We start from the raw sequence: 20245 nt of genomic DNA, 5'->3' as shown, positions 1-20245 counted from the left end.
ATGCCAAACGACAAGGCGATTTTTCAGGACGCGATCAAAAAAGGACACAATGCCGCGTGGGACGGTCAATGGCAAAAAGCCGTGACCGAGTATCAGCGCGCGCTCAATGAGTTTCCTGACGACATCACGGTGCGGTTGAGTCTGGCTCACGCGCTCGAAGGGGCGGGCAAACTGGAGGACGCACTGCGCGCGTATCAAATGGTCGCGCAGCGGCAGCCCAGCGATCCGGCGCCGCTGACGAGTATCGCCGGGATGTTGGAAAAACTCAAGCGTTCCGCCGAAGCCGCGGGGATGTATGTCACGATTGCCGAAGTGTACCTTACGCAAAAACAATCGCGCCGCGCGGTCGAAGCGTGGCAGAACGCGGCGCGGCTCGAACCGGATCGCTCGGATGTGCACCAAAATCTCGCCGACGCGTTCGAGCGCGATGGCAGACGCGCGCAAGCCGCGAACGAGTATGTGACACTCGCCGGGATCCACCAACGCCGCGGCGATACCACGAAAGCGCTCGCGCTCGCGCAGCGTGCGCTTGAATTCGATCCGCGCAACACACGCGCGCGCGCACTGTTAGATGACTTGCAACCGCGCGAGCAGACCACTTCGGTGAGCGCCACCTCTCCGGTCGGCGAAGCAGAAAAAGCCGCGCTCACGCGTTTGGCGGAGACCTTGCTCGAAGAACACGCCGTCCCCAAGGAAATTACGGAAGAACGCCGCGCGGATGACCGCCCGGCATTGAGTCAATCGGACATTGACGCGTTGATCGCGCGCGCAGTAGACGCGCAAACCCAACGGCGCGTCGGCGAGGCGATGGAGGCGTATCGTACGCTGATCAACGCCGGCGTCGCGCGACCGGAAGTCAAGTTCAACCTGGGTCTTCTGTACTTTGAGACGATGCGGTACGACGACGCAATCGCGTTGTTGAGCGATACGGTGAGCGACAAGAACCTCGCGCTGGCGAGTCACTATGCGCTGGGACAATGCTATCGCGCCGAGGGGCGCATGGACGAAGCGGTCGAGCATTATCTGCAAGTGCTCAAGATCGTGGACTTGGGCAGTGTGCGACGCGACCAAGCCGACGAACTTATCGCGGTTTACGAAGGCATCGCCGAGAGTTACGCGGCAAAGGGCGATCACGAAAAGATGGAATCGTTCGCCGGCGCGCTCGAACAATTCCTGACGAACAAGGGCTGGGAAGACAAACTGCGCGAAGCGCGCACGCACCTCGACGCGCTCCGCACCGAGGGCAGTCATGCCAGTCTTGCCGAAATCATCCAGTTATCCGATTCGGACAAGATGCTCGAAGCGCTCGCGGTGTCGCAAGAGTACCTGCGGCGCGGCAAGTTGTTCGCGGCGATGGAAGAATGTTATCGCGCGATTCAAATTGCGCCCGGGTATTTGCCCTCGCACGTGCGCGTCGCCGAAATTCTCATCAAGCAAGATCGTTACCAAGACGCGCGCGCCAAGTATGAAGCGCTCGCCGATTTGTCCATGGTCCGCAACGATCTCGTCCGCGCGGAATTGTTTTATCGTCACGCGTTAAATATCGAACCGAACGATGTCAGCAATCGTACGCGCTTGATTGACTTGTTGACGCAACAAAATAAAACCGGCGAGGCATTGGAACAATACCTAAGTTTGGGCGAGGTCAACGCGCGGAATGGACAATTGGCAAAGGCGTTGGAACGGTACAGCGAAGGAATTCGCTACGCCGCCCGCGCGGGCGCGACCAATTCGCCGTTCGCGTTGAATCTGCGGCATCGGTTGGCGGAAACGCGCGCGCGCCAAGGCGACTTCAAGGGCGCGTTCGCGGCATACCAGGAAATTCGTCAACAATCGCCCGACGATGAGCGCGCGCACTTTTACGTGATTGATCTCCAGTTGCGCCAGGGGCAAACCGAAGCGGCGTTGCGCGATTTGGATGACTTGCTCAAGCGGTACCGGGCGCGCGGCGAGTCGTCCAAGGTGCTCGGCGTGCTCGAGGCATTGACGCAAGCGTATGCCAACGATGCCGAGTTGATCCATCGCTTGGCGCAGGACTATGCCGCGGCGGGGGCGGTGGAACAAGCGGTCGCCGCGCTCGACGCGCTCGGCGAAGCGCAAATGCGCGGCGGGCAACGTCAAGCCGCCGCCGAAACGATTCGCCAAATCATCGCGCTGAATCCGCCGCGTGTGGAAGACTATCGGAATCTCTTGCAAGAAATCAGTGAGTAAAACATCGTGTTGAGCGCGCTCGGCGAACTGATCTCGCGTTTCACTCTCTCCAGTCTGCTCGATATTCTCCTCGTCGCGCTAGTCATCTACGGTTTGTTCTATCTCATTCAAGGCACGCGCGCGGTGCAACTTTTGCGCGGCATTTTGTTCGTCGTCTTTCTCGCCGTGCTCGCGAGCACCATCTTTCAGCTCACCGCGTTCAATTGGCTCATTCGCAATTCGATTCCCGCGTTGCTCGTCGCGATTCCGGTCGTGTTTCAACCGGAATTGCGCCGCGCGTTGGAACGCCTGGGACGACCAGGGATGTTGCTGACGCGGCGTAATTTTTCCGTGTCGCACGTGATAACGACGATCACCCGCGCGGCGAGCGAACTCGCCGAACAACGCTGCGGCGCGCTGATCGTGCTCGAAGGGACGACGGGCTTGCAGGATTTCGTGGATACCGGGGTGATGCTCGACGCGCAACTTTCCGCCGATTTGCTTCTTTCGATTTTTTTCAAGAACGCCGCGCTGCACGACGGCGCGGTGATCGTGCGCGATGATCGCATCGTCGCGGCGACGTGCATGTTACCCTTGTCGGAAAATAATTCACTCAGCCGCGAATTGGGCACGCGGCATCGCGCCGCGTTGGGTGTGACCGAAGGCACGGACGCGATTGCGGTGGTCGTGTCCGAAGAAACCGGCGCAATTTCGGTCGCGCATAACGGTCGCCTGGTGCGCCGGCTCGACGAAGGCGAGCTGGGACGACTTTTGCGCCGCCTGTATCATCCAACGCCGAACAATCATCGGTGGCTCAAACGCAACGACGCGGAGAAAAAATAAACGATGCGCTCGGTTTTTAGTCAAGTCATTTCGCTTGGCATGGCATTATTGTTCGCCGCGGTCATTTGGATCGTCGCGACGAGCGAACAAAATCCTAGCCGCGACGCATTTTTCCAGGATGCGCTTCCGGTCGAGGTCGTCAATCGTGCGGAAGGTCTGGTGGTGTATCAACGCACCGCGGAAACGGTGCGCGTCAAAGTGCGCGCGCCCCAGGCATCCTGGGATCAATTGCGTCCCGCCTCGTTTCGCGTGTCCGCAGATTTGAAAGGACTCGCCGCGGGATTGCATCAAGTTCCCGTCGTGATTCAAGTAACGGATCCACGCGTCGCGGTGCTCGTCGTCGAACCGGCGCAGATGGGCGTGCGCTTGGAGAGTTTGAAATCGCGCGAGGTCGAAGTCCACGCCGATGTGCTTGACGCGCCGCCACTCGGCTATACATTTCGCACGCCGGTGATGGACCCCGTGACGGTGACGGTGAATGGACCCGCGGTGTTGGTAGATCAGATCGCCGAGGGCGTTGTGGATATTTTTCTGCGCGGTTCCAAAGCGCCCATCGAGCGCGATGCCGTTGTCGTGTTGCGCGACGCGCAAGGCAAAACCGTATCGGGGTTGAATGTGGCGCCCGCGTCGGTGCAGGTCAAAGTCCAGGTCGAGCAACGCGTCGGTTACAAAGATGTTTCGATCAAGACGGTGCTCAAGGGCAATGTCGCGCCCGGATACTGGGTCAGCAATATCCTCGTCCTTCCTTCGACGGCGACGATTGTTGGCAACGCGGAGGTGATGGCGAAGATTCAAGGATTCGTCGAGACGTTGCCGATTGATGTGGAGGGCGCGACCGCCGAGGTGACCAAGCGCGCGGTGTTGTCTTTGCCCGACGGGGTGTCGGTCTTGAATAGCGATGGGATTAATGTTCAAGTTTCGGTTACGCCGATCATTGGCGGACAAACCGTGCGGCGTCGCGTGTCGTTGCAGGGATTACGCAGCGGCTTGAACGCGGTGATTTCGCCGGACGCGGTGGATGTGATCTTGGCGGGACCGGTGACGACCTTGCAAAGTCTCACGCCGAACGACATCCAAGTCGCGCTCGATGTGGCGGGACTCGCGGCGGGCACGCACGCGGTCAAGCCGCGCGTGCCGACGCTGCCGAACGTGTTACGCGTGCAAAGCATCGTGCCGGATATGATCCAGGTTGTGATCACCGACCCAGCCACGCCGACGATTACGCCAACGTTGACTCTTCCGATTGTGACACCGACGCTGACTCTGCCAGCGCAAACGCCGGCGATTACCGCGACGCGTACAATGACCTTGATCGCGCCGGCGATCACTTCGACGCCGCGCGCTGCTGCCGCCGTGACGACGACGACAACACTGACTGTTCCCGCAACCGTGACAACGCCGCCGAGTGTCACCGCAACCGTGACGATGACAACACCGAGTGTTCCCCCAACCGTGATCACGACGATACCCAATGTCTCTGCGACCGTGACGACGACGACAACACCGACTGTGGTTTCACCGCGCCAATGATTCGCCAAATCAAATCTGATTGGCTGGCATTTTTGCTACTTGCCGGTTTACCGCTCGCGATTTTTGCGCCCGCCGCTTTGCGTCAAGCCGTTTTCTTCTTCGGCGACATTTCGCTTTTTTTTCTACCTACGCACCTGGCGTATGCCGACGCGCTCAAGCAATTACGTTTGCCGTTGTGGGATCCGCGCATGTTCGCGGGGTTTCCACTGTTCGCCGAAGGACAAATCGCCGCGCTCTATCCCACGCACCCGCTTTTGTACGGACTGTTGCCGATTGATATCGCGACGAATTACGACATTCTGCTGCACCTGGGCTGGGTCGCGATTGGGACGTACCTATTCGCGCGCGCGCTGAACCTGCAACGTCCGAGTGCGTTTCTCGGCGGACTGGCGTTTGGGCTGGGCGGATTTTTCGTCGCGCGGATGCAACACATGAGCGTGCTCGCGACCGCATCGTGGTTGCCGTGGTTGTTGTGGACCTGGGAACGCGCGGAACACGCGCCGAACCTGGGCGCGCGTGTGCGGTGGCTCGCATTGATGACATTGTTCAGCGGGTTTCAACTTTTCGGCGGACATCCTCAGTTCGCATTTCTCAGCGCGATTCTCGTCGGACTGTACGCGCTCATCAATTGGCAACGCGATAACTCTCCCTCCCCCGCAAAGCGTGGGAGAGCTGGGGTGGGGGCTGTCCTGCGTTATTTCGATCCGCTGCGCGCGATTCCGGCGGTGATCGCGTTTTCGCTTGGCGCGGGCATGGCAGCAGTGCAGTTGATGCCAACGTTCGAGCTGGGCGGCTTTAGCGACCGCGCTGCCGGCTTGCTCCCGAAGTTTTTCAACGCGTTCTCGCTGCGTCCGATTCATTACGCGATGCTGTTTCATCCGTTCATCCAGGGCAATCCGTACCCCAACGTGTCGGTCGAAGTGATCGGCTACATCGGGTTGCTGCCCGTCGTACTCGCGATGCTTGCGCCCGTTTTGCGACGCGAACGCCGCGTGATTTTCTTCGCGCTCATCGCGTTGACCGCGCTGTTCCTGGGTCTGGGCGACCAGAACATTTTTTATCGCGCCTTGCGTTATCTGCCGTTGTTCAATTATTTCCGCGTGCCTTCGCGCTTTTTCTTCTGGTACAGTTTCGCCGCCGCGATGCTCGCGGCGTTCGCGTTCGATGCGCTGCTCGTCCGCGCGAAAATCACCGCGCGCGTGACGCGCGGGCAGGTGATCGCGCTGACGATTGCCGCGCTCGGCATCGCGCTTGTCGCGGGGTTGATGCCGGCATTACCGCTCGATGCTTGGCTGGGCGCATGGGTGTGGTTGCCGGTAATTTTCGCGCTCATCAGTGTGTGGGTTCTACTTGGCGCGCGACGCGGGTTATTCACGCGCACGACGCTCGTCGCGTTGACCCTAGGCATCACCGCGATAGACCTCGGCTTGTTCGCGTCGGTGTACTCGAAAACGTACGACGCGACGACATCGGTACAAGATTTTTCCGCCGCGCCGCCGGCGGCGTCCATCGTCAAGAATGGTTTGGGGCAAGACGGTCGCGTGCTGACGAGTTTGTGGATTTATCCGGTGTTCTCGACGATGCGCGAAAGTTTGTATCCGAACATTTCGATGACGTACGATGTGCCGAACGCGATTTCGTACACGCCGCTGATTCCGCAACGCACCGGCGAGTATCTCGAATCCATCAGCGCGCCGATGGTGAATCTGTTGAACGTGCGCTATTACATTTTGCCGCAACTGTTGCCGACGGATCCAAAGACCGAGGGCAACGATCTCAACAATGATTTCGGCGTCCAGGTTGTATTGAACGACGCGACGTTTCCCGCCGTGCCGACGACGAAAATCAAACTGATGTCGTCCATCGCGCAATCGGTGGACTATCCGACTGGCACGCCGGTCGCACGCGTGCAAGTGATGTGCCAGGACGGGATGCGTACGTTTACGCTGCGCGCCGGCGATCACACCGCCGAATGGGCTTACGACCGTACCGACGTTCTCAAAGTGATCAAGCACGCGCGCCCGGCGATTGCGACGACCTATCCCGCGCGTTCCGCGTTTCCAACCGAGTCGCATGATGGGCACACGTTCCTCGCCGAGTTCGATTTGACGCGCGAGGGCAACGCGTGCGATGCGACGAGTATCTATGCGTTTCCTTTGATTCCGTACGGGTTGATTCGCATCGAGCGCGTGTTGTTGGTGACGTCTGAAGGCAGAGAAATTTCGCTCGCCCATTTACAAGGGCAGAGCGATTACGCGCTCATTTATCGTTCGAACTATGTCGCGATCTACGAAAATTACGATGCATTGCCGCGCGCGTTTCTCGTTCACCACGCGCGCGTTGCCGACGACAAAACCGCGCTGAAAGAAATGTCGCGCGCGACGTTCCAGCCGCGGGAGACGCTCATCCTAAGCGATGGCGCGCCGCTCGACGCGGGTGGCGCGCAAACGGCGAACGAGTCGGCGCGAATTGTCGAAAATAAACCTGAGCGCGTCGTTGTCACCGCGCGCGTCGAAACCGATGCGTATCTCTTGCTCACCGATTCGTGGTATCCAGGTTGGATCGCGCGCGTGGATGGATTTCCTACGCCGATTCAGCGCGCCGATTACATTTTCCGCGCGGTGCGTCTTGCGCCCGGCGAGCATCGCATCGAATTTGAGTATCGTCCATCGTCGCTGTACTTGGGCGCGGGAATCAGCGCGATCGCATTATTGATCGTGATTGGCGCGTTTGTTGGGTCGCGGCGATTTAGTGTATAATGCGCGCCAATATGGCGGGGCGAAGATGAATCTATTCAATCGTCTTTTGGTGATTGCGGAATTACTCATCGCGATTGCATTGATGCCGATTGCATTGGTGCTGGTGCTGTTCTATCGCGCGCCGCTCGGCGACACGCTCACGAATACCGCGCGTATGTTGTTCACCGGCGCGAGCGCGCTGTATACCCAAGTCGCGTGCGTGAGTGGCGCGGTGTTCGTCTTTATCGTGTCCGTCGGGTTGTTGTATTTTGAACTGCAACGCGGTCACCGTCGCCAATTCCGAATCCAGGTCGCGGAGGGTCAGGTCGAATTATCGAGCGACCTGATTGCGGAACGTTTGGAACGCGCGATCCTGCAAATCGCGGATGTGACCCAGGTCAAACCACGCGTGACGCCGCGCCAGAAAAATAGAGTGGATGTGCTGCTCGAGCTCGAAACCGCGCCAGAGATGATCGTGCCGGAAAAAACGCAACAGGTAATCACGGCGGCGAAGCAAGTGCTGGAACAACAACTGGGTCTGACCGTCGGCGCGATTCAAGTACGGCTCGAACAACCTCGCGCGAAAAAGAAGCCAGTATGACGGACGCGGTAGAGCAAGCCAAACCATTGCCTGTTCTGCTCGAAAGTTTGTTGTTTGTCGCCGAGGGACCGGTGACGATTGATTCGCTCGCGAATGCGTTGAGCGTCGAGTCAGTCCAAGTCGAAGAGGCGCTGACGCAACTGAAAGAGTTGTACGCGGGGCGCGGAATTCGTTTGCAACGCGTGCGCGAGCGTGTGCAGTTGGTCACATCGCCGGACTGCGCGGCAGTCATCGAAAAATTCCTGGGTGTGAGTGTGTCGGGGCATCTCTCCGCCGCCGCGCTCGAAACACTCGCGATCATTGCGTATCGCCAGCCGGTCACGCGTCCCGCCATCGAAGCGGTGCGCGGCGTGAATTGCGACGGCGTGTTGCACTCGTTGCTTGCGCGTGGCTTGATCGAAGAAGCGGGGCGGCAGGAAACCGCCGGGCGTCCGATTCTCTATACGACGACGTTCGAGTTCTTGCAGAACTTTGGCTTGCGCGGCGTGGACGATTTGCCGCCGCTCGAACAAGCCGCCGAGCAAGTGCTCGCCGATGCGGTCGAACATGCAAATGCAGCCGCGCAACACGTGTCGGAGAGAATAAAATGACATGGAACGCCTGCAAAAAATTCTCGCGCACGCGGGCATCGCGTCGCGTCGCAAATGCGAAGAGTTGATCGTCGCCGGACGCGTGCGCGTGAACGGTACGGTCGTGTCGGAACTCGGCACCAAGGTGGATCCCGAACACGACCGCGTTGAAATCAACGGCAAAGCGATTCGCGTCGAAACGAAAACGTACATCGTTTTGCACAAGCCACGCGGTTATCTCAGCGACATTGACGAAGCGCGCGGCAAGCCGCTCGCGGTGGATCTCGTGTCATCGCGCGAGAGATTGTATCCGGCGGGACGCTTGGATGCGAACAGCGAAGGGTTGCTTCTGCTGACGAACGATGGTGAACTCGCGCATCGCATCACGCATCCGCGTTTTCAGCACGAGAAAGAATACCTGGCGCTCGTCGAAGGCGCGCCGACCGACGAGACACTTGCGCGTGTGCAGAGCGGCGTTCTTTATCAAGGCGAGCGATTGCGCGCCGATTCAGTCACGCGCGTCAAGGAACTCGATGCCAACGCGCGGGAACATGGTTGGCACGCGACCGCGCGCAACGAATACTGGCTTCGCATCATTTTGCATGAGGGTAAAAAACGCGAGATTCGGCATCTCTGCGGCGCGGTCGGGCATCCGGTCAAACGATTGATTCGCGTGCGGATCGGTCCGGTCAAACTGGGCGCGTTGCGTGTCGGGCAGTCGCGCGCGTTGACCGCGCACGAAATCCGCCAATTGAAAAGGCAAGCTACGATAACACCTTCGCCAAATACAATCGGCAAGCGGAGATAGAATCCAGGTTTCTTCGAGAAACCTGGATTCTGGCGAAGGTATCACACGAGGAAGCGAATTGATTCCATCCATCCCCAAGGTGATCTCCGTCATCGCGATTGACGGACCCGCGGCATCGGGCAAGAGTACGATTGGCGCGTTGCTCGCGGAAAAACTGGGTTACCTCTATTTTGATTCCGGCGTGATGTATCGTGTGATTACGAGCGTCGCGCTCGCGCGCGGCGTACCGATTGAGGATGATACCGCGATCACGCGTCTCGCCGAGCAGGTCAAGATCGAATTTCAACCACCGACGATTCAGGACGGACGACAATTCACCGTTCTCGCCGACGGTCAAGATATCACGTGGGATATTCGTGCGCGCGCGGTGGATGCGAACGTGTCGCCGGTGTCGGCATACCCTGGCGTGCGCGCCGCGATGTCGGCGCAACAACGACGCATCGGCTTGCAAGGCAAAGTGGTGATGGTCGGACGCGATATTGGCACGGTCGTTTTGCCGGAAGCCGACCTCAAAATCTACCTCGATGCGACCGAAGGCGAACGCGCGCAACGGCGTTATCGCGAGCGCATTGCACGCGGCGAGCAAGTCGAGTTCGACGCGGTGTTGCGCGAGATTCAACGTCGCGATCAAATTGATTCGTCGCGTTCGGTCGCGCCGCTCAAACGCGCGGACGACGCGGTTTATCTCGATTCAACCGGTTTGGAAATTTCTGACGTGCTCGCGCGAGTTCTCGCGTTGATTCACGGTCAAGCGGAGATAATTAAAGTATGAGTATGCCTCCTGGTTTGCCACCGCGCCCATGGTTCTATTACGTGGCAAATCCACTGTTGCGAACCTTGTTGCGTATGTTGACGCGTGTGGATATTCATGGATTTGAGAATGTGCCGCCAAAAGGCGGACTCGTCGTCGCGATCAGCCACAGTAGTTTTCTCGACCCAGTTTTGTTGGCGGCATTCACGCCGCGCAAAGATGTTGTGCCGATGGCAAAGGTCGAAGCGTTTGATTATCCGATCCTGGGTGCGTTGCTTCGATGGTACGGCGCGTTCGCGGTGCGCCGCGGCGAAGCGGATATGGCGGCGTTCAAGATGGCGTTGCGCGTGTTGAATGGCGGCGCGGTCGTCGTCATCGCGCCGGAAGGTCATCGGAGCGAAACCGGCGCCTTGCAAAAAGGACGCGAAGGCGCGATCATGTTATCGCTCCGCACGGGCGCGCCGATTTTGCCGGTGGCAGTGTGGGGCGGCAAAGCGTTTTGGTCAAGTCTGTCGCGTTTGCGCCGCGCGCCGTTGCACTGTCGCATCGGCAAACCGGTTCTGCCCGTCGTGACCGGCGCGAAGCCGACGCGCGAAGGCATGGGTAAAATGTCGGATGAGTTGATGGTCAAGATTGCCGAACTGATGCCGCCGGAATTGCACGGCTATTATACCGGCGCGCTCGCTCATCCGATTCATCATCTCGAGTTGTATCGCGCGCCGATGGGAAAGGAGGCGACCGGATGAATCCATAAACGAACCTGGGAAGCCCAGCGCATGGTCCCGCGCAATTCGCGGGATGACGAGGTGGAGGTTTTTCGCCGCGCGGCGAAACTAACTCGGCGTGTTCGCGTCGGGGAAAATCGAAAGATCAGCGGATGCCTCCAAGGACAGCCACGTCCTTACACGCGCGTCGTCACATTCCACGATGACGCGCGGCTTCCCCTCCCAGCCAATCCAAACGCGCGCCCAATGCCGCCGAGCGATCGGCGCGACAAAAACCGCGCGAGGGCAAATTTATTTTCGATTTTCGATTTTCGATTTTGGATTGCCACTCATCAATCGAAAATCGAAAATCAAAAATTCAAAATCCCCAGAGGAGGGTTCCCATGTGTGGCATCGTCGGATACGTTGGCGCGCGTGACGCCGCGCCTATTTTGCTCGATGGTTTGCAACGGCTCGAATATCGCGGGTACGACTCGGCGGGTGTGGCGATTCTCACGCCCGACCATGTGATTGATATTCGCAAGAGTGAAGGTAAACTCAAGAAATTGCGCGATGCGCTCGATGGCGGCGCGCCGCGCGGTCGGCTCGGCTTGGGGCATACGCGTTGGGCGACGCACGGCATTCCGAACGATACGAACGCGCATCCGCACACCGATTGCGCCAGACGCATCGCCGTCGTGCACAACGGCATCATCGAAAATTTCGCCGAACTGCGCGATGAATTACGCGCGCGCGGACACCAGTTTGCGAGCGAGACGGACACGGAGGTGATCGCGCATCTGGTAGAACAGGAATTGGAGGGAGAGGAGGGAAATAAAGGAAATGAAGGAACACGCGGGTACGCGTTGGTTGATGCGGTGCGGCGCGCGTTAAAGCGCGTGCGCGGGACGTTTGGCATTGGCGTGATGGATTTGGAGAATCCCGAATTGTTGATCGGCGCGCGACACTTTTCGCCGCTCGTGATCGGGATGGGCGCGGGCGAAAATTTCATCGCGTCTGATATTCCGGCATTGTTGCCGTACACGCGGCGCGTGATGCTGATCGAAGATGGCGAGATTGCCGCGCTTACGCCGGACGCGGTTCGTCTATGTACGCTCGACGGCGCGCCGGTCGAACGCGCGCCGCTCGATGTGACCTGGGACGCGCAAGCGGCGGAGAAGCAAGGGTATCCGCATTTCTTTTTGAAGGAGATCAACGAGCAACCGTCCGCGCTCGCGAACGCGTTGCGCGGGCGCGTGGATGCGCGCGGCGCGCATCTTGATGAATTGGATTCGCTCGACCTTGCGCGCGTCCGACGCGTCGTCTTGCTCGCGTGCGGATCGTCGTACCACGCGGGCTTGGTCGGCAAGCGCGTGTTCGAAGAATGGGCGCGCGTGCCGGCGGAGACGCTGATCGCGTCCGAGTTTCGGTACGCCGCGCCGGTGCTCGACGAGACGACGCTCGCGATTCTCATCACTCAATCGGGCGAGACCGCGGATACGATTGCGAGTATGCGGCTCGCAAAATCGGCGGGCGCGCAAACGCTCGCGCTGACGAACGTCGTCGGTAGTTCGATCACGCGTGGTGTCACGGCGACGGTGCACTTGCACGTCGGTCCGGAAATCGGCGTCGTCGCGTCCAAGACGTTCAGCGCGCAGGTGCTCTTGCTCGAACTCATTGCGCTCGACCTGGCGCAACGACGCGGCGCGCTCGATGCGACGCGCGTGGCGGAACTCGCGCAACAATTCGCGCGCGTGCCCGATCTTGTCCAAGCCGCGCTCGGCATGGATCAAGCGATGCAACGGCTCGCGGAAAAAATCTGGACGCGCAAGAGTTGCTTTTTCTTCGGACGCGGCTTTGGCTATCCGACCGCGCTCGAAGGCGCGTTGAAACTCAAAGAGATCAGTTATCTACATGCCGAAGGGTATCCTGCCGGCGAACTCAAGCATGGTCCGATCGCGATGCTCGACCCAGACATCACGGTCGTCGCGATCGCAACGCAGAGCGCGACGTTTGACAAGGTGGTGAGCAATATCCTGGAGGTGCGCGCGCGTCGCGCGCCGGTGATCGCGCTTGCGACCGAAGGCGACGCCGGTATCGCGCGGTACGCGGACGATGTGGTGTATTTGCCGCATGCGGCGGAAGAGTTGACGCCGCTGGTCGCGGCAGCGCCGCTGCAATTGCTCGCGTACTATGTTGCGCTCAAGCGCGGCTGCGATGTAGACCAGCCGCGCAATCTGGCGAAGAGTGTGACGGTGGAGTAGTGGGACGGTGAATAGGCAAAGCGCGCGGTTGAATGCCGCGCGCTTTTTTGGAACGAATCAAGTCGCCATGCTCAGAATTTTGGGAAACCCGATTTGTTCCTGAACCTATTCGACACTCGTGGTACTTTGTGCTACAATATCATTGCACTGAGTTGAATGAGACATCGAAATGGAAGAACAGATTCAAGAATTTCTAGCTGCCTTGCGAAATGATAAAGGGTACTCGCCCAATACCATCGAAGCGTATCGCAACGACCTCCAACAATTGTTGAATTTCGCGCTCAACGAGCGGCAATACCTGACGCAGTGGAGTCGGGTAGACAAACCGTTGCTGTTGAGTTTTTTGATTCATCTCAAAGACCGGCAGTACACCGCCTCATCCGTCTCGCGCAAAGTTGCGGTCATCAAAACGTTTTTCCACTTTCTCGAGGAAAAAAATCTGGTCGCCGACAATCCCACCGCCACGCTCGACTCGCCCAAAGTAGTCAAACGAATTCCGCATGTCCTCGCGCCGGATGAAGTCGAACGCTTACTCGCCGCGCCATTGCAAAACAACACGCCCAAAGGTTTGCGCGATCGCGCGATTTTGGAATTGTTGAGCGCGAGCGGCTTGCGCGTTACCGAGTTGGTTTCGCTCGACGTGGAGGATGTGAATTTGGAAGGCGGCGTGGTGCGCTGCGTCGGCAGCGGCGTCAAGCGCCGGGTCATCCCCGTTGAAGCGCGCGCGCTCGAAGCGGTCGCCGAGTATTTGCGCCGTGCGCGCCCGGTGTTCACCACGAACCTGGACGAGCGCGCCCTCTTTGTGAATCCGCACGGCGAGCGTTTAACACGGCAGGGCTTGTGGCTCATCATCAAAGAGTACGTCAAGACCGCGCAGATCACGACGCCCGTTTCGCCGCACATGTTGCGCCACTCGTTCGCGGTGCATTTGTTGAGCGGCGGAACCAATTTGCAAAATGTGCAACGCTTGTTAGGTCACACAAGTATCGCGACCACCCAGGTTTATCAACGACTCATCGAACAACGCGCGCTCGCGCTCGTGCCGGTGCGCGCGACTGAACCAGCGGAGGAATGAATGGGTTACGTCGAAGAATTACTTGGCAAGAACGAACAAATCGTCGTCCGCACGCGCAAACATTGGATGGTGTTGGCGCAATCCTTTGTGGGCAACCTGGTTTTTACAATTGTGATCGTTGCCGTGACGATTGCGCTGCTTGCGGCGACTGTTGGAATTGGAATTCTGGCGCTGATGTTTTTATTTGTCCCCGGCGCGTTGTTTCTGCGCGATTACCTCGCGTGGTCGAACGAAGAGTACCTCGTGACGAATCAGCGCGTCATTCAAATGGCGGGTGTCATCAACAAGCACGTGATTGATTCGTCGCTCGAAAAGGTGAACGACGTGGTGCTCGATCAATCCGCGCTCGGACGCATTTTCAATTACGGCAACATCGAAATCTTGACGGCAAGCGAGTCCGGCATCAACAAGTTGGTGCATATCGCCGAGCCGATTGTGTTCAAGACCGAAATGTTAAATCAGAAAGAAGCATTGAGTCGTCCCGCGTCCCCCGCACTACCCGCGCTGGATGGACCTGAGGCGATTCCTCTGCTCATCGCGCAGTTGGATGATTTGCGACGGCGCGGCATTTTGAGCGACGCCGAGTTCCAGCAGAAAAAAGCGGAACTGTTGACAAAGATGTAGGCAAGTTTTCAACTTGTCTTGTGAAGGTGGACCGATGGCGATGACCCAAGCGCCTGTTCGCATGGTGGCGCAATCTCAAGCGATGCGTTTGCCGCTACTCGAAAACGGCGACCGCTTGACGCGCGCGGAATTCGAACGGCGCTACAACGCAATGTCTCATATCAAAAAAGCCGAACTTGTCGAAGGAGTCGTCTACATGCCGTCACCGGTAAGTTCGATTCATGCTAAGGCACATGCGTTCGTGATCGGGTGGTTGATTGCTTATAGCGCGGCAACTCCCGGTATCGTTGTTATGGACAACGCGACGGTTCGGCTCGATACGGATAATGAAGTACAACCAGATGCGTTGTTGCGATTGGAACGTAGCGGACGATCGCGTGTCGGTGTGGATGGTTACATCGAGGGCGTTCAAGAGTTGATTGTCGAGATCGCGACGACGAGTGCGGCACTAGATTTGCACGCCAAGAAAAATATCTATCGCCGCAATGGCGTGCCAGAATATATCGTTTGGCAAACGCACGAAGTACGCGTGGACTGGTTCGAACTGCGCGATGAAGAATACGTCGCGTTGACGCCGGACGACAGCGGTGTCATTCCTAGTCGCGTATTGCCGGGTCTATGGCTCGCGGTGAACGCGTTGCTCCAAGGCGACATGGCAGCCGTCTTGAGTGAATTGCACACGGGTATCACGTCAGCCGAGCATGACGCATTTCTTTTGCAAACATAATCTCACCAGAGGATTTTGAAGAGTGGAGCATTTCATCACACGCGCGGATATTGAACAGGCGGCTCACTATATCGCGACGCGCACACAACACAAACCGCAGATCGGACTGGTTTTGGGTTCGGGCTTGAACACGCTGGCGGACGAAATCACGCGCGCGGATGTAATTCTGTTCAACGAGGTGCCTGGGTTTCCGGTTTCGACCGTGGAGGGTCACAGCGGCGCGCTCGTGATCGGCGAGTTGGGTGGTAAAACGGTCATCGCGATGCGCGGTCGCGCGCATTACTACGAAGGATACACGATGGGGCAAGTGACCTTGCCGATTCGCGTGATGCGCGCGCTCGGCGCGGACACGCTCATCGTGACGAATGCGGCGGGCGGCGTCAACGCGAACTTTCACGCCGGCGATTTGATGTTGATTACGGATCACATCAACATGGTCGGCATGGCGGGCAACAGTCCATTGCGCGGTCCGAACGATGCGACGCTGGGTCCGCGTTTTCCGGACATGACAAATGCGTACGATCCTGTGTTGTGCGAGCTCGCGCGTCATGTCGCGGGCGAACTGGGTCTCGCGTTGTGCGAGGGAGTTTACCTGATGCTCGCGGGTCCGTCGTTTGAATCGCCGGCGGACGTGCGATTTATTCGGCTGATCGGCGCGGACGCGGTTGGCATGTCCACCGTGTCCGAAGTGATCGTCGCGCGCCACAGTGGCATGCGCGTGCTTGGCGTTAGTCTCATCTCGAATTCGCTCGCGCACGCGCACCACGAGGTCAGCCATGCCGAAGTGCTGGCCGCGGGTAAGGTTGCCGTGCCGAAACTAGGAGCGCTGGTCAAGGGCGTGCTCGCCCGAATGTGACTTGACACGTTATCGGCATCGCGCTATTATTGCGCCAATCTTTTTTGGCAAAGTTGATTCACTGGGGCATCCGATTCCAAGCCAACCAGACGGCTCATCCGAATCCAGAGGCACGGCGGGATGAGCCGTTTTCCTTTGCGCCATTTTGGAGTGGACGTGGAACATTCGGCTCGACCTGAGTCGGAAAACCAAAGTGCGTCGTCGGAACACGACGATGCGAATCACACGATTCACCCGGATTTGATGACGCGCGAACTGCATCGCGGCAAACGCCAGGGTGATACGTACGTGCGCGTGGTGCGTTCAGATACATTGCGCCGGGTCGCTCCGGGCTATCTACGCGCATCCGAGCAAGTATCGCGCCCAACCAAAGGGCTTGGCTTGCTTTATCGCCGCGTCAAGGTATGGCTGGTCGGCAAGCCGTTGCCAACCATCGCGGAAAAAGACGAGCGGCTCACCAAGCTCAAGGCGTTGGCAGTTTTTTCATCCGACGCGATTTCATCGTCCGCGTACGCGACGGAAGAAATTTTGCTGGTGCTGGTCGCGGCGGGCACGCTCGGTTTGCCGTACGCCTTGCCCATCGCGCTGGGCATTGCTATCTTGCTCGCAATTGTGTCGTTCTCGTACCGGCAAACGGTGCACGCGTACCCGCACGGCGGTGGTTCGTACACGGTCTCGCGCGAGAACCTGGGAACACAAGCGGGTTTGGTCGCGGCGGCGGCGTTGCTCATTGATTACGTACTCACGGTCGCGGTCTCGATTGCCGCGGGCACTGCCGCGATAACGTCGGCGGCGCAACCGCTGTATCCGTACCGCGTCGAAATTTCCGTGGTGTTTATCGGCATTATCACGCTCATCAACCTGCGCGGCATTCGCGAATCGGGTACGATTTTTGCGTTGCCGACGTACCTGTTTATTTTCAGTCTCGCCGGTCTTATCCTGCTTGGCGCGGCGCGCGTGTTGATGGGCGAAGTCGTCGCCGCCGAGCCGCATTTCGAACATACCGAGTTCGAGCCGCTGGGATTGTTTTTGATTCTACACGCGTTCGCCGCGGGCAGTGTCGCGATGAGCGGCACGGAAGCGATTGCGAACGGTGTGCCGGCGTTCAAATCGCCAGAGACACATAATGCCGCGACGACGCTGACCTGGATGGCAGGGATTCTCGGCGTGTTTTTTGTCGGCGTGACGTTTCTCGCGCACCAGTACGGGCTAGCGCCGACGGAGACAGAGACGGTGATCTCGCAACTGGGTCGCGCGGTGCTGGGCAATGGCGTGATGTACGGCGTGTTTCAAGCCGCGACGATGATGATTTTGGTGCTCGCGGCGAATACCAGTTTCAACGGCTTTCCGCGTTTGTTCTCGGTGCTGGCGCGCGATGGCTTTGCGCCGCGTCAATTCCTGTTTCGCGGAGATCGGTTAGCATTTTCGTATGGCATCATCGTGTTAGGCGCGGTTGCCGCGCTGTTGATCGTCGCCTTCGGCGGGAGTACGCACGCGCTCATCCCGTTGTACGCGGTCGGTGTTTTTCTGTCGTTCACCTTGTCGCAATTCGGGATGGTGCGACATTGGTGGCGGCTGCGCGCGGCGGGTTGGCAACGCAGTCTCGTCATCAACGCCACGGGTGGTGTGTTGACTGGCATCGTGTTGTTGATCGTCGGCTCAGTGAAGTTTCAACTGGGCGCGTGGATCGTCGTCGTGTTGACGCCCATCCTCGTTTTGATTTTTAACGTGATTTACCGGCACTATCATCTCGTCGCCGAGCAGGTGAGCGTAACGCGCCTCACCCACGCGATTGCGACGCCGCGTCAAATTGTGGTCGTGCCGATTGGCGACATTAACATCGTGACGTTGCGCGCGCTGGCGTTTGCGCGTTCGCTTGCCAAAGATCCGGTTGCCGTGCACATTACGTATGAGACGGAAGAAGCCGAGAATTTTCGCGAGCAGTGGACGCGCTGGGGCAACGGTACGCAACTGGTTTTGCTCGAATCGCCGTTCCGCTCATTTACCGAGCCGTTGATTGCGTATATTGACGCGTTACATCTTCAAGACCCCGAAGCGTTTTTGATTCTAGTCTTGCCCGAGTCTATCCCGGCGCATTGGTGGCAGCACTTGTTGCACAATCAGACCGCCTTGCGTCTCAAGGCGGCGTTGTTGTTTCGTCGCAACACCGTGGTGCTCGATGTGCCTTATCATTTGGAACGGTGAAAGTTATGGGAAAACTATTCAAGATTCTGGTGCCAATCGAAGGCATCCCGGCGGACGAAGCCGCGATTCATCTCGCCTGCCAAACCGCCAAGCCAGACAAAGCCAAGGTGTTGCTCATCCACGTTATCGAGATGCAACGCACCTTGCCAGTGGACGCGGAGAATTTGCCAGCGCAAGAGCGCGGCGAACAGGCGCTCATTGAGGCGGAACGCATCGCGCGCGCACATTATAGTCACGTCGAATCCGAGTTGTTGCAGGCGCGGGTGGCTGGGTCGGCGTTGGTGAATGAAGCGACCGATCGCGGGGTGGACTTGATTGTGATGGGGATTCCATTCCGCAAATTGCTCGGCGAGTTCTACCTCGGCGCGACGGCGAATTATGTGTTCAAGAACGCGCCATGTCCGGTGTGGTTGTGCCGTGAACGAGCGCGCGACGACAACGGCGCCGCGAATGCAAACCAAAAATGATTGCGGCGCGACGGCTCAACCTTGTCAAGGCAACCAAACCGGCGCATGGTTGGACGGTCAAGTCGTGCTTAAAATTTGCGCCAACCCCTTTACGTCGAAAAAATTTCGTGGTATAGTCTGCGGGAGGATGCAATGAGAATCATCATCGTCGGATGCGGGAGATTAGGCGCGCACCTCGCGCGACGATTTGATCACGAGGGACAACGCGTCACGATCATAGATCGAAGCACCGAAGCGTTCGCGCGCCTCGGCGCCGATTTCGGCGGCGAAAAAATCCTGGGCACCGGGATTGATAGCGATATCCTACGCCGCGCCGGCATCGAACTCGCGGATGTGTTCATCGCCGTCACGGCGGGCGACAACACGAACGCGATGGCAGCCGAAGTCGCGAAACTGGTTTTCAACGTGCCGCGCGTCATCGCGCGCTTTAACGATCCCGTACGCGAAGGCACGTATCACGCGATCGGTCTGATGGAAACGATCTCACCGACGATTCTCGCGTCGGACAAGATTGCCGATTTGATCGCGCAACCCGACGCGAAAAAGTAAGAGGCGGCGATGTATATCATTATCGTGGGCGGCGGCAAGGTCGGTTATTATCTTGCCAAGACGCTCCTCAATCAAGAACACGAAATTCTCATTGTCGAAAAAGACAAGCGCAAGTACGATACGCTCACAATTGAATTTGGCGGCATTGTGATGCGCGGCGACGGCTCGGACGCGTTGGTGATGGAAGAAGCCGGCATGGCGCGCGCAGACTTGGTCGTCGCGGTCACCGGCGATGACGAAGATAATTTGATGATTTGCCAAATGGCAAAACGCAAGTTCAACGTCAATCGAACCATCTCGCGCATCAACAATCCCAAGAACGAGCAAATCTTCAAACTGCTCGGCATTGATACGACCGTGTCGGTCACGGATTTGATTCTCGCGCAAATCGAACGCGAAATCCCGGCGCATTCGCTCGTCCACTTGCTCACACTGCGCGAAGCCGGCGCGACCTTCCTCGAAGCCAAAGTGCCGGCGGACTCGCCGGTGATTGGCAAACCCTTGCGCGACTTGAAGATCCCGGAAGATTGCGTCATTCCGCTGGTTATTCGGAATGGCAAAGCGATTGTGCCGTATGGCGAAACGAAACTCGCGGAGGGTGACGAAGTGATTGCGGTCGCGACGCTTGAGAACGAAGGCGCGCTCGGGCGGATTTTTGAAGGATTGCCGCCGCGCAAAAAATAATTTGCCTCTCTGAAAGGAGTGTGATCACCCGCGGTCGAGGTTGGCGCAATGACGCGTACG

Annotated in this window: 18 protein-coding genes; all 18 read left to right on the top strand. The window is 58.4% G+C overall.

What is annotated here, in order from left to right:
• The 18 genes from HY868_01815 (at window position 1) to HY868_01730 (ending at window position 20185) form a co-directional block, all read left to right on the top strand.
• Window positions 1-2211, top strand: a complete 2211-nt coding sequence (locus HY868_01815) for a tetratricopeptide repeat protein (GenBank protein ID MBI5300845.1) — start codon at window positions 1-3, stop codon at window positions 2209-2211.
• 9 nt (window positions 2212-2220) lie between these two features.
• Window positions 2221-3033: a TIGR00159 family protein gene (locus HY868_01810; GenBank protein MBI5300844.1), complete on the top strand. Its 813-nt coding sequence runs from the start codon at window positions 2221-2223 to the stop codon at window positions 3031-3033.
• 3 nt (window positions 3034-3036) lie between these two features.
• A complete protein-coding gene (locus tag HY868_01805) occupies window positions 3037-4563 on the top strand; it encodes a hypothetical protein (protein MBI5300843.1) in 1527 nt (508 codons plus the stop codon).
• A complete protein-coding gene (locus HY868_01800) occupies window positions 4560-7322 on the top strand; it encodes a YfhO family protein (protein MBI5300842.1) in 2763 nt (920 codons plus the stop codon). The genes HY868_01805 and HY868_01800 overlap by 4 nt, the downstream gene beginning before the upstream one ends.
• 25 nt (window positions 7323-7347) lie before the next feature.
• A complete protein-coding gene (locus tag HY868_01795; GenBank protein ID MBI5300841.1) occupies window positions 7348-7902 on the top strand; it encodes a hypothetical protein in 555 nt (184 codons plus the stop codon).
• Entirely contained in the window at window positions 7899-8492 is a 594-nt protein-coding gene (gene scpB, locus HY868_01790; GenBank protein ID MBI5300840.1) for an SMC-Scp complex subunit ScpB, read from the top strand. The genes HY868_01795 and scpB overlap by 4 nt, the downstream gene beginning before the upstream one ends.
• A 1-nt stretch (window position 8493) precedes the next feature.
• Window positions 8494-9279, top strand: a complete 786-nt coding sequence (locus HY868_01785; protein ID MBI5300839.1) for an rRNA pseudouridine synthase — start codon at window positions 8494-8496, stop codon at window positions 9277-9279.
• A 79-nt stretch (window positions 9280-9358) separates the two neighbouring features.
• A complete protein-coding gene (locus HY868_01780; protein ID MBI5300838.1) occupies window positions 9359-10051 on the top strand; it encodes a (d)CMP kinase in 693 nt (230 codons plus the stop codon).
• Window positions 10048-10776 carry a 1-acyl-sn-glycerol-3-phosphate acyltransferase gene (locus HY868_01775; protein MBI5300837.1) on the top strand — a complete coding sequence of 243 codons (729 nt, stop codon included), beginning with the start codon at window positions 10048-10050 and terminating at the stop codon, window positions 10774-10776. Before HY868_01780 ends, HY868_01775 begins: the two co-directional genes overlap by 4 nt.
• A gap of 362 nt (window positions 10777-11138) precedes the next feature.
• Window positions 11139-12998 (top strand): glutamine--fructose-6-phosphate transaminase (isomerizing), encoded by a 1860-nt coding sequence (gene glmS, locus HY868_01770; GenBank protein ID MBI5300836.1) that lies wholly within the window; start codon window positions 11139-11141, stop codon window positions 12996-12998.
• A gap of 169 nt (window positions 12999-13167) precedes the next feature.
• Window positions 13168-14073, top strand: a complete 906-nt coding sequence (locus HY868_01765) for a tyrosine recombinase (GenBank protein ID MBI5300835.1) — start codon at window positions 13168-13170, stop codon at window positions 14071-14073.
• Window positions 14074-14697 (top strand): PH domain-containing protein, encoded by a 624-nt coding sequence (locus tag HY868_01760; protein ID MBI5300834.1) that lies wholly within the window; start codon window positions 14074-14076, stop codon window positions 14695-14697.
• A 61-nt stretch (window positions 14698-14758) separates the two neighbouring features.
• Window positions 14759-15424 (top strand): Uma2 family endonuclease, encoded by a 666-nt coding sequence (locus HY868_01755; protein MBI5300833.1) that lies wholly within the window; start codon window positions 14759-14761, stop codon window positions 15422-15424.
• A gap of 34 nt (window positions 15425-15458) precedes the next feature.
• Window positions 15459-16280 (top strand): purine-nucleoside phosphorylase, encoded by an 822-nt coding sequence (locus HY868_01750; GenBank protein ID MBI5300832.1) that lies wholly within the window; start codon window positions 15459-15461, stop codon window positions 16278-16280.
• A gap of 243 nt (window positions 16281-16523) precedes the next feature.
• Window positions 16524-18485, top strand: coding sequence for an APC family permease (locus tag HY868_01745; protein MBI5300831.1), 1962 nt, complete (start codon window positions 16524-16526; stop codon window positions 18483-18485).
• A gap of 5 nt (window positions 18486-18490) precedes the next feature.
• Entirely contained in the window at window positions 18491-18952 is a 462-nt protein-coding gene (locus tag HY868_01740; protein ID MBI5300830.1) for a universal stress protein, read from the top strand.
• Window positions 18953-19084: 132 nt separating this feature from the next.
• Window positions 19085-19501: a TrkA family potassium uptake protein gene (locus HY868_01735; protein ID MBI5300829.1), complete on the top strand. Its 417-nt coding sequence runs from the start codon at window positions 19085-19087 to the stop codon at window positions 19499-19501.
• Between the two features lie 9 nt (window positions 19502-19510).
• Complete coding sequence (locus HY868_01730) at window positions 19511-20185, top strand: NAD-binding protein (protein MBI5300828.1); 675 nt, start codon at window positions 19511-19513, stop codon at window positions 20183-20185.
• Window positions 20186-20245 lie beyond the last annotated feature (60 nt).

It is taken from the genome of Chloroflexota bacterium, assembly GCA_016219275.1.
GTDB lineage: Bacteria > Chloroflexota > Anaerolineae > UBA4142 > UBA4142 > JACRBM01.
The sequence above is the reverse complement of the archived record's forward strand: the minus strand, read 5'-3'. Positions and strand labels throughout refer to the sequence as shown.

Bases quoted from the DNA above. Each gene is read 5' to 3' on its own strand.
- HY868_01815 (MBI5300845.1), top strand. From the start codon at position 1: ATGCCAAACGACAAGGCGATTTTTCAGGACGCGATCAAAAAAGGACAC.
- HY868_01805 (MBI5300843.1), top strand. From the start codon at position 3,037: ATGCGCTCGGTTTTTAGTCAAGTCATTTCGCTTGGCATGGCATTATTG.
- HY868_01800 (MBI5300842.1), top strand. From the start codon at position 4,560: ATGATTCGCCAAATCAAATCTGATTGGCTGGCATTTTTGCTACTTGCC.
- HY868_01795 (MBI5300841.1), top strand. From the start codon at position 7,348: ATGAATCTATTCAATCGTCTTTTGGTGATTGCGGAATTACTCATCGCG.
- scpB (MBI5300840.1), top strand. From the start codon at position 7,899: ATGACGGACGCGGTAGAGCAAGCCAAACCATTGCCTGTTCTGCTCGAA.
- HY868_01785 (MBI5300839.1), top strand. From the start codon at position 8,494: ATGGAACGCCTGCAAAAAATTCTCGCGCACGCGGGCATCGCGTCGCGT.
- HY868_01775 (MBI5300837.1), top strand. From the start codon at position 10,048: ATGAGTATGCCTCCTGGTTTGCCACCGCGCCCATGGTTCTATTACGTG.
- glmS (MBI5300836.1), top strand. From the start codon at position 11,139: ATGTGTGGCATCGTCGGATACGTTGGCGCGCGTGACGCCGCGCCTATT.
- HY868_01765 (MBI5300835.1), top strand. From the start codon at position 13,168: ATGGAAGAACAGATTCAAGAATTTCTAGCTGCCTTGCGAAATGATAAA.
- HY868_01760 (MBI5300834.1), top strand. From the start codon at position 14,074: ATGGGTTACGTCGAAGAATTACTTGGCAAGAACGAACAAATCGTCGTC.
- HY868_01755 (MBI5300833.1), top strand. From the start codon at position 14,759: ATGGTGGCGCAATCTCAAGCGATGCGTTTGCCGCTACTCGAAAACGGC.
- HY868_01745 (MBI5300831.1), top strand. From the start codon at position 16,524: ATGACGCGCGAACTGCATCGCGGCAAACGCCAGGGTGATACGTACGTG.
- HY868_01740 (MBI5300830.1), top strand. From the start codon at position 18,491: ATGGGAAAACTATTCAAGATTCTGGTGCCAATCGAAGGCATCCCGGCG.
- HY868_01735 (MBI5300829.1), top strand. From the start codon at position 19,085: ATGAGAATCATCATCGTCGGATGCGGGAGATTAGGCGCGCACCTCGCG.
- HY868_01730 (MBI5300828.1), top strand. From the start codon at position 19,511: ATGTATATCATTATCGTGGGCGGCGGCAAGGTCGGTTATTATCTTGCC.